Origin of the sequence: Methylobacterium sp. Leaf102 (assembly GCF_001422425.1) — a bacterium.
GTDB lineage: Bacteria > Pseudomonadota > Alphaproteobacteria > Rhizobiales > Beijerinckiaceae > Methylobacterium.
Window position 1 is genome coordinate 41847 of sequence record NZ_LMMX01000004.1, and the last position, 14770, is coordinate 56616.

At 70.7% G+C, this 14770-nt stretch carries 15 protein-coding genes; 7 read left to right on the top strand and 8 right to left on the bottom strand.

Annotation, left to right across the window (positions count from 1 at the left end):
* Window positions 1-201: 201 nt before the first annotated feature.
* The 5 genes from ASF27_RS23360 to ASF27_RS05475 all read left to right on the top strand — a co-directional run bounded on the left by ASF27_RS23360 (window position 202) and on the right by ASF27_RS05475 (window position 6239).
* Window positions 202-1593 (top strand): family 2B encapsulin nanocompartment shell protein, encoded by a 1392-nt coding sequence (locus ASF27_RS23360; protein WP_056167115.1) that lies wholly within the window; start codon window positions 202-204, stop codon window positions 1591-1593.
* Window positions 1580-3604: a family 2A encapsulin nanocompartment cargo protein cysteine desulfurase gene (locus tag ASF27_RS05460; RefSeq protein WP_056358361.1), complete on the top strand. Its 2025-nt coding sequence runs from the start codon at window positions 1580-1582 to the stop codon at window positions 3602-3604. Before ASF27_RS23360 ends, ASF27_RS05460 begins: the two co-directional genes overlap by 14 nt.
* A 96-nt stretch (window positions 3605-3700) precedes the next feature.
* Window positions 3701-4651 carry an aliphatic sulfonate ABC transporter substrate-binding protein gene (locus ASF27_RS05465; RefSeq protein WP_156467463.1) on the top strand — a complete coding sequence of 317 codons (951 nt, stop codon included), beginning with the start codon at window positions 3701-3703 and terminating at the stop codon, window positions 4649-4651.
* 2 nt (window positions 4652-4653) lie between these two features.
* Entirely contained in the window at window positions 4654-5496 is an 843-nt protein-coding gene (locus ASF27_RS05470; RefSeq protein ID WP_056167126.1) for an ABC transporter permease, read from the top strand.
* A gap of 8 nt (window positions 5497-5504) precedes the next feature.
* Window positions 5505-6239, top strand: a complete 735-nt coding sequence (locus tag ASF27_RS05475) for an ABC transporter ATP-binding protein (protein ID WP_056358364.1) — start codon at window positions 5505-5507, stop codon at window positions 6237-6239.
* A 10-nt stretch (window positions 6240-6249) separates the two neighbouring features.
* On the opposite strand, the gene mnhG is transcribed toward ASF27_RS05475, so the two are convergent.
* From mnhG to ASF27_RS05505, 6 genes are read right to left on the bottom strand one after another with little or no spacing between them, the layout of a single operon-like run.
* The gene (mnhG, locus tag ASF27_RS05480) at window positions 6250-6591 is read right to left on the bottom strand and encodes a monovalent cation/H(+) antiporter subunit G (protein ID WP_056358367.1); all 342 of its coding nucleotides are present in this window, start codon (window positions 6589-6591) and stop codon (window positions 6250-6252) included.
* On the bottom strand, window positions 6588-6872 hold the full coding sequence (locus ASF27_RS05485) for a K+/H+ antiporter subunit F (protein WP_056167134.1): 285 nt from the start codon (window positions 6870-6872) through the stop codon (window positions 6588-6590). The genes mnhG and ASF27_RS05485 overlap by 4 nt, the downstream gene beginning before the upstream one ends.
* Window positions 6869-7357 carry a Na+/H+ antiporter subunit E gene (locus tag ASF27_RS05490; protein ID WP_056167138.1) on the bottom strand — a complete coding sequence of 163 codons (489 nt, stop codon included), beginning with the start codon at window positions 7355-7357 and terminating at the stop codon, window positions 6869-6871. Before ASF27_RS05490 ends, ASF27_RS05485 begins: the two co-directional genes overlap by 4 nt.
* Window positions 7354-8919 (bottom strand): monovalent cation/H+ antiporter subunit D, encoded by a 1566-nt coding sequence (locus ASF27_RS05495; protein ID WP_056306540.1) that lies wholly within the window; start codon window positions 8917-8919, stop codon window positions 7354-7356. The genes ASF27_RS05490 and ASF27_RS05495 overlap by 4 nt, the downstream gene beginning before the upstream one ends.
* On the bottom strand, window positions 8916-9254 hold the full coding sequence (locus tag ASF27_RS05500; protein ID WP_056167144.1) for a Na+/H+ antiporter subunit C: 339 nt from the start codon (window positions 9252-9254) through the stop codon (window positions 8916-8918). The genes ASF27_RS05495 and ASF27_RS05500 overlap by 4 nt, the downstream gene beginning before the upstream one ends.
* A complete protein-coding gene (locus ASF27_RS05505; RefSeq protein WP_056358369.1) occupies window positions 9254-12166 on the bottom strand; it encodes a monovalent cation/H+ antiporter subunit A in 2913 nt (970 codons plus the stop codon). Before ASF27_RS05505 ends, ASF27_RS05500 begins: the two co-directional genes overlap by 1 nt.
* Window positions 12167-12322: 156 nt before the next feature.
* Here ASF27_RS05505 and ASF27_RS05510 point away from each other — a divergent pair, with 156 nt between their 5' ends.
* Together ASF27_RS05510 and ASF27_RS05515 are read left to right on the top strand one after the other, a co-directional pair.
* The gene (locus tag ASF27_RS05510) at window positions 12323-12985 is read left to right on the top strand and encodes a PRC-barrel domain-containing protein (protein WP_056267580.1); all 663 of its coding nucleotides are present in this window, start codon (window positions 12323-12325) and stop codon (window positions 12983-12985) included.
* Between the two features lie 10 nt (window positions 12986-12995).
* Window positions 12996-13220, top strand: a complete 225-nt coding sequence (locus ASF27_RS05515) for a hypothetical protein (RefSeq protein WP_056358372.1) — start codon at window positions 12996-12998, stop codon at window positions 13218-13220.
* Window positions 13221-13223: 3 nt separating this feature from the next.
* Here the strand turns inward: ASF27_RS05515 and ASF27_RS05520 are convergent, their stop codons facing one another.
* Window positions 13224-14087: an extracellular solute-binding protein gene (locus ASF27_RS05520; RefSeq protein ID WP_056358375.1), complete on the bottom strand. Its 864-nt coding sequence runs from the start codon at window positions 14085-14087 to the stop codon at window positions 13224-13226.
* The gene (locus tag ASF27_RS05525) at window positions 14060-14770 is read right to left on the bottom strand and encodes an ATP-binding cassette domain-containing protein (RefSeq protein WP_156398959.1); all 711 of its coding nucleotides are present in this window, start codon (window positions 14768-14770) and stop codon (window positions 14060-14062) included. The genes ASF27_RS05520 and ASF27_RS05525 overlap by 28 nt, the downstream gene beginning before the upstream one ends.

Consider the following 14770-nt stretch of genomic DNA (forward strand, 5'->3'; position numbering starts at 1 on the left):
TGCCAATATATAGAAGAACGTTTTGTTGACCTTTGTTAATCGCGAAAGCTAAACCGAAATCGCTCCCGCACCGAAGCCGTTCGAGCGGCGGGCCGCAAACATAACCACCGAGAGCGGGCACGTCAGGCGCGGTTCCGATGCGATTCCATTCGCGTCGCGCGCATTCCCATGCCTCTGCCCGAAATACGGAGACGACCCCTAATGAGTGGACCCGGTCTGAGCGTGAGCGCTTCTGCGGCACGCAATCTCGCCACCGCGACCGTCACCTCGGTCCAGAACGCGGCCAACACTCCGCGCTGGTTCCATCGCCTGCTGCCCTTCGTCGATGTCGCCGGCGGCGTCTACCGGGTCAACCGCCGCGCCGTGGTGCTGGCGAAGCCCGGTCGGATCGAGCTGTCCAACGACGACGGTGCCCGCCTGGTGCGCCCGGCCTCCCTGCGCCGCATCCCCCTGTTCAGCCGGCTCGGCGACGCCGAGCTCTCGGCCCTGGCCTCCCGGTTCACGGCCTCCCAGCACAAGGCCGGCGACGTCATCGCCGAGGAAGGCTCGTCGGACCGCAGCCTGACCGTGGTGGCCGAGGGCACCGTCGAACTCACCCTGTCGGGACCGTTCAAGGGGCGCCTGCGCCAGGGGCTGGCCACCGGTGGCGACTATTTCGGTGACGGCGACCTCGTCGGCGAGAACACGCCCGCGCCGGCCGTGAAGGCGCTCTCGGCGGTGACGCTCCTGACCCTCGACCGGGCCGCCATCGAGGACGAGGGCATCCGCTCGCGCATCACCCAGTACGTGGAGGAGCGCGACCGCCTCAAGGGGCACACCAATTCCCACGGCGAGCAGGGCATCGAGCTTCTGGCGGTGCATACCGGCGAGCCGCGCCTGCCCACCACCTTCGTCGACTACGAGATCGATCCGCGCGAGTACCACCTCTCCACGATCCAGACGATCCTCCACACCCACACCCGCGTCACCGACCTCTACTCCAACGAGATCGACCAGCTGCGCGAGCAGATCCGCCTCACGGTCGACGCCGTGAAGGAGCGCGAGGAGTGGGAACTCTTCAACAATTCCGAGTTCGGCCTGCTGCACGAAGTCAGCCAGCGCCAGCGCATCCCGACCCGCGGCGGCCCGCCCACCCCGGACGACCTCGACGAGTTGCTGACCCTGGTCTGGAAGAAGCCCGCCTTCTTCGTGGCCCATCCCCGCGCCATCGCGGCCTTCGGCCGGGAAGCCACCCGGCGCGGCGTGCCCCCGGTGGTGATCCACCTGTTCGGCTCGCCCTTCCTCACCTGGCGTGGCGTGCCGATCGTGCCGAGCGACAAGCTGCCCATCGACCGCGATCCGGTGACCGGCGCCCAGACCACCTCGATCCTGCTCCTGCGCGTCGGCGAGCACGAACAGGGCGTCGTCGGCCTGCAGAAGTCCGGGGTCACCGGTGAGATCGAGACCGGCCTGTCGGTGCGCTACATGGGCACCAACGACCACTCCATCGCCTCGCACCTCGTGACCCGCTACTTCTCGGCCGCCGTCCTGGTCGAGGATGCCATCGCGCGCCTCGATAACGTGCTCCTGGGCAACTACCATGACTACGCCTGACGCGCCGTCCGCCGGTCTTCCCACGGGCAGTCTCCCCACGGGCGTGTTCGGCGATGCGGTGCATTCGGATCTCGTCGGGCGCCTCGCCCGCGAGATCTACGGTCAGGGGCAGGCCGCAAGCGCGCCCCTGACCCCGAACCTGCCGCAGACCCCGCAAGCCCCGCAGGCTCTGGAGAATCTTCCCCAGGGCTTCGGCCACCCCCAGGCCCCGAAGGCGGATCTGGGCACGCCCTCGATCCCGTCCGGCTCGGGTCCGTCGGGCCTGCAGCCCGATGTCTCGACGCTGGGGGCGCGCGCGTTCGGCACGCCACCGGTCGGCCTGCCGGGCCTGTCCGGGCCGGGTTTCGCCCAGCCGTCGGCATTTCCGTCGGTCCACCCCGAGGCGCAGGGCCCGGGGCGGGCCTTGCCGGAGTTCTTCGTGCCGAGCGTGCCCGAGGTGGCCGCCACCTTGCCCGGTGGCGTCGACCTCCACCGCACCGTCGCCAAGGACCATCCGCGCGCCAACGGCTTCGCCCACGGCCTCGCCCCGTCCCTGGTTCCGGCAGCGCCCGGCAGCCACGGCAAGGACGAGGCCCAGGAGACGTTCTCGCGCACCGGCCGGCTCTCGCCGGAGCCGGCCGGCCGGGAGTCGCCCCATAAGGTCGAGATCGGCGACGAGCCGTTCTCGCAGGGCGAGTACTACTTCCTCGCCGACCGCAGCCGGCCGGGCAGCGCGTCGCCGCGGGTGCAGCCGGGCCGTGGGCGGGGTCACGGGCATGCGCCGCATGTCTCGACCCAAGGGGCGAGCCCCGTCGCCGCGCCGTTCGACGTGGAGCGCGTCCGCAAGGACTTCCCGGCGCTGCACCAGAGCATCAACGGCCATCCCCTGATCTGGCTCGACAACGCGGCCACCACGCACAAGCCGCAGAGCGTCATCGACGCCACGTCGGAGTTCTACGCCCGCCACAACTCCAACATCCACCGGGCCGCCCACACCCTGGCGGCCCGCTCCACGGATCTGTTCGAAGGGGGCCGCGAGAAGGTGCGGCGCTTCCTCAATGCGCCCTCCAAGGACGACATCGTCTTCCTGCGCGGCACCACGGAGGCGATCAACCTCGTGGCCAATTCCTACGGCCGCGCCAATGTCGGTCCGGGTGACGAGATCATCGTCTCCCAGATCGAGCACCATGCCAACATCGTGCCCTGGCAACTCCTGACCCAGGCCACCGGCGCCACCCTGCGGGTGATACCGGTCAACGACCGCGGCGAGATCATCTTCGAGCAGTTCGCCGCCCTGCTGTCGGGCCGCACCAAGATCGTGTCGGTGACCCACGTCGCCAACGCGCTCGGGACCATCAACCCGGTGGCGGAGATCATCGCGCTCTCCCACGCCTACGGGGTACCGGTGCTGGTCGACGCGGCCCAATCCTCGCCGCACATCCCCCTCGACGTGCAGGCGCTGGATGCGGACTTCCTCGTGTTCTCCGGCCACAAGGTGTTCGGCCCAACGGGCATCGGCGCCCTCTACGGCAAGAAGCACCTGCTCGAGGCGATGCCCCCGTGGCAGGGCGGCGGCCACATGATCGAAGACGTCACCTTCGCGCGGACCGTCTACAAGGGCGCGCCGGAGAAGTTCGAGGCGGGCACGCCCGACATCGCCGGGGCCGTGGGTCTCGGCGCGGCGCTGGACTACCTCGAAAGCGTCGGACTGCCGGGCATCGCCGCCTACGAGCACGACCTGCTCGAGTACGCCCAAGCGGGCATCGCCGAGGTGAAGGGCCTGCGCCTCATCGGTACGGCCCGGCAGAAAGCCAGCGTCATGTCCTTCGTCGTCGACGGGCACGAGAACGAGGCGGTGGCCCACCACCTCGACGCACGCGGCATCGCCGTGCGGTCGGGGCATCACTGCGCCCTGCCGGCCCTGCGCCGGTTCGGCGTCGATCAGTCGGTGCGCGCGTCGCTCGCCTTCTACAACACCCGCCACGACGTCGACGTGCTCCTGAAGGCGCTGCACTCCCTGCCGCGCCGCTAGACTCCCCAACCGGCGGCGGCCCACGGGCCGCCGCGATGAACGAGCGAGCCTCCCATGCGTCACCTCAAAGCCGTTCCACGCCGCACGCTTCTCGCCATGGCCTGCGGCGCCCTCGCGCTCCTGGCGGCCCCGTGCCTGGCGCTGGCGGCCGAGGTGAAGGAGGTCCGCCTCGACTGGGCGACCTACAATCCGGTGAGCCTCGTCCTGAAAGAGAAGGGCTTCCTCGAGGAAGCCTTGAAGCAGAAGGGCATCGGAGTGCGCTGGGTGCAGTCGCTCGGCTCCAACAAGGCGCTGGAATTCCTCAATGGCGGCGCCATCGATTTCGGCTCCTCGGCCGGGGCCGCCGCCCTGCTCGCGCGGATCAACGGCAACCCGGTGAAGGCGATCTACGCTTTCTCGCAGCCCGAATGGACCGCCCTCGTCACCCGAAAGGACAGCGGCATCGCCAAACCCGCCGACCTCAAGGGCAAGCGCATCGCGGTCACCCGCGGCACCGATCCGCACATCTTCCTCATCCGCGCCCTCCAGGGCGCCGGCCTCACGGAGAAAGACGCCAAGCTCGTCCTGCTGCAGCATGCCGACGGACGTACCGCCCTGGAGCGCGGCGACGTCGATGCCTGGGCCGGCCTCGACCCGATGATGGCGGCGGCCGAGATCGAGGGCGGCAGCGTACTGTTCTTCCGCGATGCTTCGGCCAACACCTGGGGCGTCCTCGACGTGCGCGAGGATTTCGCGAAGGATCATCCCGACCTCGTGGCCACGGTGATCGCCGCCTACGAGCGCGCCCGCACCTACGCGCTGGCCAATCCGGCCGCCGTGCAGGCAGCGCTGATCGCGGCGACCAAGCTGCCCGAGGCCGTCATCGCCCGGCAACTGACCCGCACCGATCTGAGCCAGCCCGCGATCGGACCGGTCCAGGCGGCGAGCATCCGCGCCGCCGGCCTCGCCCTGCAGCAGGCGGGCGTCATCCCGGCCGAAACGGATGTGGCTGCGGCCGTCGACGGCCTCATCGACACTCGCTTCTCGCCCGCAACGGCCCAGCGCTGAGCATGGCTGCGGGGCTGACCGACACGGCGGAGGCGGATGGTCGGGAGGCGCCCGCCTCGGGGCTCCCGCTCCGTGGCGATCGCGTGGGCCGCGCGGTGCTGGGGTTGCTCCTCCCGCTCGGTCTGGCGATCGGGTGGGAGATCGCCGTCCGGGGCGGCCTGGCGCAGGGGCGCCTCGTTCCGCCGCCGAGCCGGGTTCTCGCCACCCTGTCGGACCTCGCCGCCTCGGGCGAGCTGTGGCTGCACGTCCAGGCCACCCTCGTGCGCGTCGCCTCTGGCTTCGTCCTCGGGGCAGGCCTCGGCATCGCCCTCGGCGCGGTGACCGGCACCCTGCCACTGGCGCGCCACCTCCTCGATCCGGCGTTCCAGGCCCTGCGGGCGGTGCCGTCGCTGGCCTGGGTGCCCCTGTTCATCCTGTGGCTCGGTATCCTGGAGACGCCCAAGGTGGTTCTCATCGGCGTCGGCGTGTTCTTTCCGGTCTATGTCGGCGTATCGGGGGCCATCGCCTCCGTCGACCGCAAGCTGGTAGAGGTCGGGCGCATCTTCCGGCTGTCGAAACCGGCGCTGGCCCGCCGCATTCTGCTCCCGGCGGTCCTGCCCGCCACCATCGTCGCGCTCCGCACGGGCCTCGGCCTCGGCTTCCTGTTCGTGGTGGCGGCCGAGCTGATGGGCGCGTCCGAGGGGCTCGGCTACCTCCTCGTGGACGGCCAGCAATTCGGCAAGCCCGAGCAGATCCTCGCCGCGATCCTGACCTTCGCGCTGCTGGGCAAGGCGGCCGACACGATCCTCGTCGTCCTGACCCGACCGCTCCTGCGCTGGCAGGACGTGGCGCGCGACATCCTCTAGGGGCGGATGTGCTCACCTTCCGGAACGTCTCCAAGACCTACGCCGACGGGACGCGGGCGCTCGCGGGCATTTCCGTCGAGGTGGCGCGTGGCGAAATTCTCGCCCTGGTCGGCGGCTCGGGCTGCGGGAAGACCACGCTCCTGCGCCTCGCCGCCGGCCTCGATACGGCAAGCGGCGGAACGATCCGCCTCGACGGCGAGGTGCTCGACCGGCCCCATCCCGGCGTCGGACTCGTGTTCCAGGAGCCGCGCCTGCTGCCCTGGCTCACCATCGCGCAGAATGTCGGCTTCGGCCTCGCCGATCTTTCCGCACCGGAGCGGGGCAGGCGGGTCGCCCATGCCCTCGAGCGGGTCGGCCTCGCCGAGCACGCGGACCGTTGGCCGCGCGACCTCTCCGGCGGTCAACAGCAGCGGACCGCCATCGCCCGAGCCTTCGTGGCGCAGCCTAAGGTTCTCCTCCTCGACGAGCCGTTCTCGGCCCTCGACGCGGTGACGCGCCAGGATCTGCACGGCCACCTTCTCGGCCTCTGGGCCGAGACGCGCCCGACCATCGTCCTCGTCACCCACGATGTCGGTGAGGCCGCCGTGCTGGCCGATCGGGCCGTGGTGCTCCGCCCGAAGCCCGGCCGCACCCACGAGATCTTCGCGATCGCCACGCCCCGGCCGGGCGATCCGGATGCCAATGCGTCCACCACCCGCCAGCTCAGGGCAATCCTCGGCGCCTCGCTGCGGGCGAGCGGGTGAGGCTCACGCTTTACGGGTCGGGGGGTGCGTCGGCGTTGCCCTCGGCCCGGTCGCGGTAGGTGGCAGCGCGGCCGAGCAGGATCAGGGTGACGGGCGTAGTCACGGTGAGGAACAGCCCGATCAGGAGATCGCGCAGGACCAAATGCCCCTCTGCTACCGAGAAGTACAGCACGGAGCCCGTGACGATCAGGGCCATGCCGAGGGTCGCCCCGAGGGTCGGCGCATGCACGCGCTCGTAGAATGTCCGCAGGCGGATCAGGCCGACGGCGCCGGTGAGCGAGAAGCCGGCCCCGGCGAGCGCCAGGGCGACCACGAGCCAGGCGGCCCAGGCGGGCAGGTCGGCGCCGGTCACTGGATCACCTCGCCCTGCATCAGGAACTTCGCCAGTGCCAGGGTGGCGGCAAAGCCGAGCAAGCCGATGATCAGCGCCGCCTCGAAGTAGAGCCCGCTGCCGGTGCGCAGGCCGTGCACCACGATGGCGAGCATGCCGTTGAGGTAGACCGTGTCGAGGCCGAGCACGCGGTCCTGCGCTCGGGGACCGCGCAGGACGCGCCAGGCGGCGAGCACCATCGCGAGGACCAGCATCGCCTGCGCCAGCCCCAGGCCGTAGGTGAGGACGAGGGTCGGGCTCACGGAAAGATCTCCATCAATGGGCGCTCGTAGCGATCCTTGACCCTGCGGACCCATTCGTCGCCCTCGACGAAGTCGAGAACGTGAAGGAGCAGGCGCCCGGTGTTGGAATCGTACTGGATCCACAGGGTGCCGGGCGTCGCCGTGAGGATGATCGCCAGCACCGCGAGGCCGTAGGGGCTGCGCAGGTCGAGGGGAATCGACACGAAGCCGGTGTGGCGCGTGCCGCGGCGCAGGCCCAGGATCACCTTCGCGACGTCGATGTTGGATCGCACCACGTCGCCGAGAACGCGCCCCGCCAGCCCGAGGATCGTGCCCGGCGCACGCACGCGCACGGCCTCGGGCCGCAGGGCCCGCATGACGAAGGGCACGAGCCATCCGACGACGACGCTAAGAAATGCCGTCGCGACGGTCAGCGGCGGGTTCAACAGCAGCCACGTCGCGACAAGTGCGAGGGAGAGCAGGGGATAGGGCAGGAACCGGTTCATGGCGCGCCCCCGGGGAGGACCGCGCGGACATAGGCGGTGGGGTCGGCGAGCCACGCCACCGTGCGATCGGTGTAGGCGAGCCCGAGCCCGCCCCAGAGTGTGAGGCCGAGGCAGACGGTCATCAGTCCGGCCAGGGCCGCGAATTCGAGCCGCCCGATCACCGGATCGGGACCGTCGTGCGGCACCCAGAAGCCCTGGATGCCGAGGCGCACCAGGGGCATCAGGGTCCCGAGGCTGGAGACCGTCAGGACGAGTATGAAGCTCCAGGCCATGGGCGCCATCGCACCGCCCGCGAGGCCTGTGAACATCGCGAGCTTGCCGATGAAGCCGGCCAGCGGAGGCAACCCGGCGAGCATCAGGGTGCAGAGCAGGAACCCGCCGCCGACGATGGCCACGGCCGCCGGGATCGCCCGGCCGGTCTCGGTGGCACCGTCGTCGTCGAAGGGATCGTGGTACTCGTCGGCGAACACGGCCAGGGACGCCGCGGCCGGGTCGCGGCCGCGCTGGAGGATCTCGGCCAGCAGAAACAGCGCCCCCGCCGCCAGGGTCGAGCCGACGAGGTAGAACAGGGCGCCCGACAGGGCGGCCCGGCTTCCGGTTCCGAGGGCGGCCAGCACCGTGCCGGACGAGATCATCACCGCGTAGGCCGCCGCCCGCGTGAGGTCGCGCGCGGCGAGGATCCCGATGGTGCCGTACGCGATGGTGGCGAGGCCGCCGGCGAACAGCCAACCCTGGCCGAACCCCGCAGAGGCGCCGGTGCCGAACAGCAGCAGGCTCAGGCGCACGACGACGTAGATGCCGACCTTGCTCAGGATCGCCAGGATGGCGGCGGCGGGCGCGCTCGCGGCGGAGTAGGTCGGGGCCAGCCAGAACCCGAGGGGCCAGGCGCTGCACTTGATCAGGAAGGCGACGCCGAGCACCGCGCAGCCGGCCTCGAACAGCCCGGCCTCGGCTCCAGCCGGCCCCGACAGGCGGCGGGCGAGGTCGGCCATGTTGAGGGTCCCCATGGTGCCGTAGATCAGGCTGACGCCGACGAGGAAGAACAGCGACGCGATGAGGTTGACGGCGATGTAGGTGAGCCCGGCCCTGATCCGCGTCTCGCCCGAGCCGTGCAGCACGAGGCCGTAGGACGCGGCCAGCATCACCTCGAAGAACACGAACAGGTTGAACAGGTCGCCGGTGAGGAAGGCGCCGTTCACCCCCATCAGCAGCAGCAGGAACAGGGCGTGGAAGCGCGGCCCCGCCCGGTCCCAGCGGGCGACGGCGAAGACCAGGGCCGCGAGGCCGAGGATTCCCGTCAGCACCAGCATCATCGCCGCGAGCCGGTCGGCGACGAGAACGATGCCGTAGGGGGCGGCCCAGTTTCCGAGGCGGTAGACCTGGGGAGCCTCCAGCGTGCCCCAGGCCAGGATGAGGGCGGTGGCCAGCAGGACCGTGGTCGTCGCGAGGCTGATCGCCGCCTTAAGGCGGCTGCGCCGCTCGTCGAGGAGCAGCATCAGGCCCGACGCGGCGATGGGCAGCACGATGGGCAGGACGACGAGGTGATCGCTCGGTGCGCTCATGCGCCGGGCTCGCGGCCATCGACATGATCGCTGCCGGTGATGCCCCGTGCGGCGAGCAGGACGACGAGGAACAGCGCCGTGAGGGCGAAGCTGATGACGAGGGCGGTGAGCACCAGGGCCTGGGGCACCGGATCGGCGATCCGCGCCGCATCGGCGCCGGCTTCGAGAACCGGCGGGGCGCCGATCGTCAGGCGGCCCATGGCGAAGATGAACAGGTTCACCGCGTAGGTGAGCAGCGACAACCCGAGAACCACCTGGAAGGTGCGCGGCCGCAGGAGCAGCCATACGCCCGAGGCGGCGAACAGGCCGATCCCCAGGGATAGAACGATCTCCATCAGGCGTCGGTCTCCAGGTCGGCGGCCGCTTCGCGGGCGCGGCGCAGGGATTGCCGCGCCAGGGCGACGAGCATGAGCACGCTGGCCCCCACCACGAGCACGACGACGCCGAGATCGAAGGCAACGGCGCTGGCCAGGGGAATTTTCCCCAGGACCGGCACGTCGGCGTACTGGAAGGCGGCGGTGAGGAAGGGGCGGCCGAACAGCCAGGGCACCGCCCCCGCCAGAACGGCGACGAGGAGCCCGAAGCCGATCCAGGCGATCGGGCGGATGCGCAGGCGCTCCTCCACCCATTGCGCCCCGTGGGCCATGTACTGGAGCACGAACGCGATGGTGAGCGCGATGCCCGCCGCGAAACCGCCGCCGGGCCAATCGTGCCCGCGCAGGAAGAGGTGAAGGGCCAGCACGGACACGAACGGGAACAGCCAGGTGATCACCACGGAGGGGATCAGCAGGGCGTCGGACGCGGTGTCGCCGACGCTGCGCTCCGCGTGGGCGAGGTCGGCGGCCTCCTGCCTGAGCTGCTGCTTCGGCCGCTCCAGGCTGTCGGCGGCCGGACGGAAGCGGCGCAGGAGGGCGAAGACCGTGAGACCGACGATTCCGAGCACGCAGATCTCGCCCATGGTGTCGAAGGCGCGGAAATCCACCAGCAGGACGTTGACGACGTTGCGACCGCCGGCTTGGGGATAGGCCTCCTCGACGAACCAGCGGGCGATGCCCTCGGGCGACGGACGGGTCATCACCGCGTAGGCGAGGCCGGCGAGAGCGATGCCGACGGCGCCCGCGACGACGAAGTCGGTGACCCGGCGGCGCCGGGCGCGGCGGTTCTCGGCCGCCGGTGCCAAGATGGCCTCATCGCGCTTGGGCAGCCAGCGCAGGCCGAGGAGGAGCAACACCGTCGTCACGATTTCGATGAGCAGTTGGGTGACGGCGAGGTCGGGTGCCGACAGCCAGACGAAGGTGAGGCTGCTGACGAGGCCCGCCCCACCGGTGAGGATCACGGCCGACAGGCGATGGTACTTGGCGCGCTCGGCGGCCCCCACGGCACAGGCGCCGCCCACCAGCCACAGGAGCGCGAAGGCGGGATCGATCCCGGAGGGATCGGGGACGGGCAGGGCGGGCAGGCCGCGCGCGAGCACGGCCGACAGGCCCGCGATGAGGGCCACGAGGAACAGGGCGCGCAATTGCACCTGTACGCGCGTCGCCCCGAGCGCCCGTTCGAGCCCGCGGGCCGCATGCACGAGGCCGGTCATGGCGCGCTCGAACATCCAGCCGCCGTCGAGGCGGTGCATGAGCCAGGGGCCGCCGCGGGGGTTGGTGTTGATGCGCCGGCCGAACGCCAAATAGAGGCCGACACCGCCGGCGAGCGCCCCCATGCTGAGGGCGAGGGGTGCGTTGAAGCCGTGCCAGATCGCGAGGTCGTAGGCTGGGCCGGCCTCGCCGAACACCGAACGCGAAGCGGTCTCCAGGGCCGGCCCGATGGTGAGGTTGGGCACGAGTCCGACACTGATGCAGGCCAGCACCAGGACCTCGATGGGCAGGCGCACCCAGCGCTCCGGCTCGTGCGGCGCCTTCGGCAGATCGTGCGGCGGTGCCCCGAAGAAGGTCTGGCGGATGAAGCGCAGGGAATAGAGCACCGTGAAGGCGGAGGCCAAGGTCGCCAGAACCGGCAGGGCGAGTTGGAGCGGATGGTCGCCGACGTTGTCGACGGCCTCCGACAGGAACATCTCCTTCGACAGGAAGCCGTTCAGCAGCGGCACGCCCGCCATGGCGGCGGCGGCGACCATGGCGAGGGTCGCGGTGTAGGGCATGGCCCGCCACAGGCCGCTGAGGCGGCGCATGTCGCGCGTGCCGGTCTCGTGGTCGATGATGCCGGCGGCCATGAACAGCGACGCCTTGAAGGTGGCGTGGTTCACCGTGTGGAAGATCGCCGCGACGACGGCCAGCGGTGAGTTGAGGCCGAGAAGCAGGGTGATCAGCCCGAGATGGCTGATGGTGGAGTAGGCGAGCAGGCCCTTGAGGTCGTGCTGGAAGATCGCGCTCCAGGCACCGATCAGCATCGTCGCCATGCCGGCGGTGCCGACGATCCAGTACCAGGCGTCGGTCTCGGCCAGCACCGGCCAGAAGCGGATCATCAGGAAGATGCCGGCCTTCACCATGGTGGCCGAGTGCAAATAGGCGCTGATCGGCGTGGGTGCCGCCATCGCCCGGGGCAGCCAGATGTGGAACGGGAACTGCGCCGATTTCGTCAGCGCCGCCGCCAGGATCAGCACGAGGGCGGGCAGGTAGAGCGGGCTCGTCCGGATGGCATCCCCCGACGCGAGCACCACGGCGAGATCGTAGCTGCCGACGATCCGCCCGACGATCACCATGCCGACGAGGAGACACAGGCCGCCGAGGGCCGTGATGGTGAGGGCCATGCGCGCGCCGTCCCGCGCCGCGCGGTTGTCGTACCAGTAGCCGATGAGCAGGAACGAGAAGACGCTCGTCAGTTCCCAGAACACCACGAGCTGGATCAGGTTGCCCGCGAGCACGATGCCGAGCATCGCGCCGACGAAGGCGAGGAAGAACGAGAACAACCGCGGCACCGGGTCCTGCGCCGACATGTAGTAACGCGCGTAGAGCACCACGAGGGCGCCGATGGCGAGGACGAGGACGGCGAACAGCCAGGCGAGGCCATCCAGTCGCAGCACCAGTGCGACCCCGAGGGAGGGCAGCCAGTCGAGGGTCTGCACCACCGGCGCCCCGCCGATGCGGGGATACAGCGCTCCGATACAGGCGAGACTTGCGAGTGTGACGAACCCCGCGAGAAGGGCCGCGGCGTTGCGCGCGTCGCGGGGCAGCAGGGCCGCCGCCACGCTGCCGAGGAAGGGCAGGAGCGCGGCCGCGACGAGGAGGGGCTCGGCAGGCATCAGGGGCAGGGGCCTCGAAAGCGGGGTCCGGCTGGGTGCTCTGGACGATTTTTCGTGGTTTGTCGCCCCGGCACCCGGAATGGAACCGCGATGAACCGGACCGCACGCCCGCGCATTGAGACCGTGAAGCCCGTGTCCCGGCGCCTGGAGTCAGCCATGAAATCGTATCGGTGGAGCGCCGTACTCCTTGCCGCCATCCTGTGCGGACCCGGCGCCCTGACCCTGAACGCACCCGCACGCGCCGCCGATGAGGCGAGTGCCGCGAAGCCGGCTCAGTTCCGGACCGCACCGGCCCCAGGCACCATGCGGGTTTCGAAGGTGATCGGGGTCGGCGTCGTCGGGATGGATCACGTCCGGGTCGGTACCATCGAGGATGTGCTGCTCGCAGCGGACGGCCGGATCGAGACCGTCGTGATCGGCGTCGGCGGCTTCCTGGGGATCGGTGAGAAGTACGTCGCGGTCCCCTTCGAACTGCTGGCCTGGAACGTCGGCGACGTGCCACTCACCTCGGGGCCGACCTCGGTCGCCACCCCCCAGAATGCCGCGTCGACGGCCGAGGCCGCCCAGGCCGGGCCGCAGACGATGCCAGGGAGCGACACCACCCGCGACGTCCTCGGCGCCGTCGAGGACAAGCACAGCGGGCGGGTCACCGACGCAACGGGTTCCACGGGCGCGCAGACGCCCACGGGGGAACGCGCGACCGTGCTCGCAGGCGCCTCCGGCAACGCACCCGTCCGGGCGGAGCTGCGGCTGACGAAGGCCGAGCTCGCCGCTGCGCCGGCTTTCACATTCGACGGTACGGCCGGACGGCAACCGTGAGGATCGAGCGATGAACCGGATACTTTCCGTACCGATTTTGCTCGGCGCCGTGGGCGAGGCCGTCGCACAGTCGATGAACCCGGCCCCGCCGATCCCGGAGACCGGGCCGGCGGGCTCCAACTCCAGCGCCAACACCCTGGCGGCGATGGATTTCAATTGGGTTTGGGTAAGCCTCGTGGCGATCGTGCTCGGGGCCGCCCTCTGGTACGTCGTGCGCCAGCGTCAGTCGCGCTGAGGGTCACGGCGCGCGAACGGTCCCGGCGCTCGGGAAGAACAGCTGCTCGCCGCCGATCCGATACGCTGCGATGGAGTCTTGGCCCTGGGGCGAGACGAGCCAGTCGATGAAGACCTGCCCCTCCTTCGCCTTCACGGTGGGATGCTTGTCCGGGTCGACCAGCATCACGCCGTAGGGGTTGAACAGGCGCTTGTCGCCCTCGACCAGGATCGCGAGATCACCCCGGTTCTTGAACGCGAGCCACGTTCCGCGATCGGCCAGGATGTAGGCGCCGAGGGCGGAGGCCGTGTTCAAGGCCGGTCCCATGCCCTGGCCGACATCGCGGTACCACTCGCCCTTCACCGCGGGCAGATCGATCCCGGCCTCCTTCCAGCTCCGCAGCTCGGCGCTGTGGGTTCCCGAACGATCACCGCGCGAGACGAAGGGCGCCTTGGCCGCGGCGATCTTCCGGAGGGCGGCGGTGATGTCGGTACCCTTCGTGCCGGCCGGGTCGCCCTTCGGCCCCACCAGTACGAAGTCGTTGTACATCACGTCGAACCGCGCCTTGGCGAAGCCCTGCGCCACGAAGGCGTCCTCCGCCGCCCGGTCGTGGACGAGAACCACGTCGGCGTCACCCCGGCGCGCCGCGTCGAGGGCCTGACCGGTGCCGAGCGCCACCACCTTCACAGTGATGCCGGTCTTCGCCGCGAAGGCGGGGAGGATGTGCTTGAACAGGCCGGACTGCTCCGTCGAGGTGGTCGAGGCCACGACGATGGAGGCCGGCTCGGCGCTCGCGGGGAAAGCCCCCAGGGGGGAAGCCCCCAGGGGGGAAGCCCCCAGGAGTGCGAGCAGACCGAGGGTCAGGACGCTGCGGCGAGGGAAGTCCAAGGCAGTTCTCCATCGAAATAGGCGCGCGCTTCGGGCGTGCGCGGGGACAGGAGGGTGGTCCGGGTCGGGCCGTGCTCGACGGCGCGGCCCCGGGCGAGGACGATCACGTCGGCGGCGAGCCGCGCGACCTGTGCGAGATTGTGGGAGACGAGCACCACCTTGGTGCCTTCCGCCGCCATCTCGGCGATGAGGGCTTCCACGAGCTCGGTGGCACTGGGATCGAGGTTCGCCGTCGGCTCGTCGAGGAGGAGGAGGTCGGGCCGGGCCGCCCAGGCGCGGGCGAGGGCGAGGCGCTGCTGCTCGCCGCCGGAGAAGCGGGTGGCCGGGTCGCCGGCCCGGTGTGCGAGGCCGACGCGGGCGAGCGCCGCGCGGGTGCGCTCCCGGCGCTCGGGCCGAGACAGGCTCAGGGGCACGAGGCCGAGGGCGACGTTGGCGGCGGCACTCGCCCGGATGAGGGCCGGCTTCTGGAACACGAAGGCCCGGCGCGCCGCACCCGGCACCCGCAGGCTGCCACCCGTCGGAACCAACAGCCCGTCGATCACCCGCAGGGTCGCGCTCTTGCCCGCCCCGTTGGGGCCGACGAGGGCGGTGATGCCGGAGGGCGGGATCGCGAGGCTCAGGCTGTCGAGGATCGTGGTGCGATTGAGGACGAGGCGGATGTCCGTGAGGGTGATGCCCGCCAT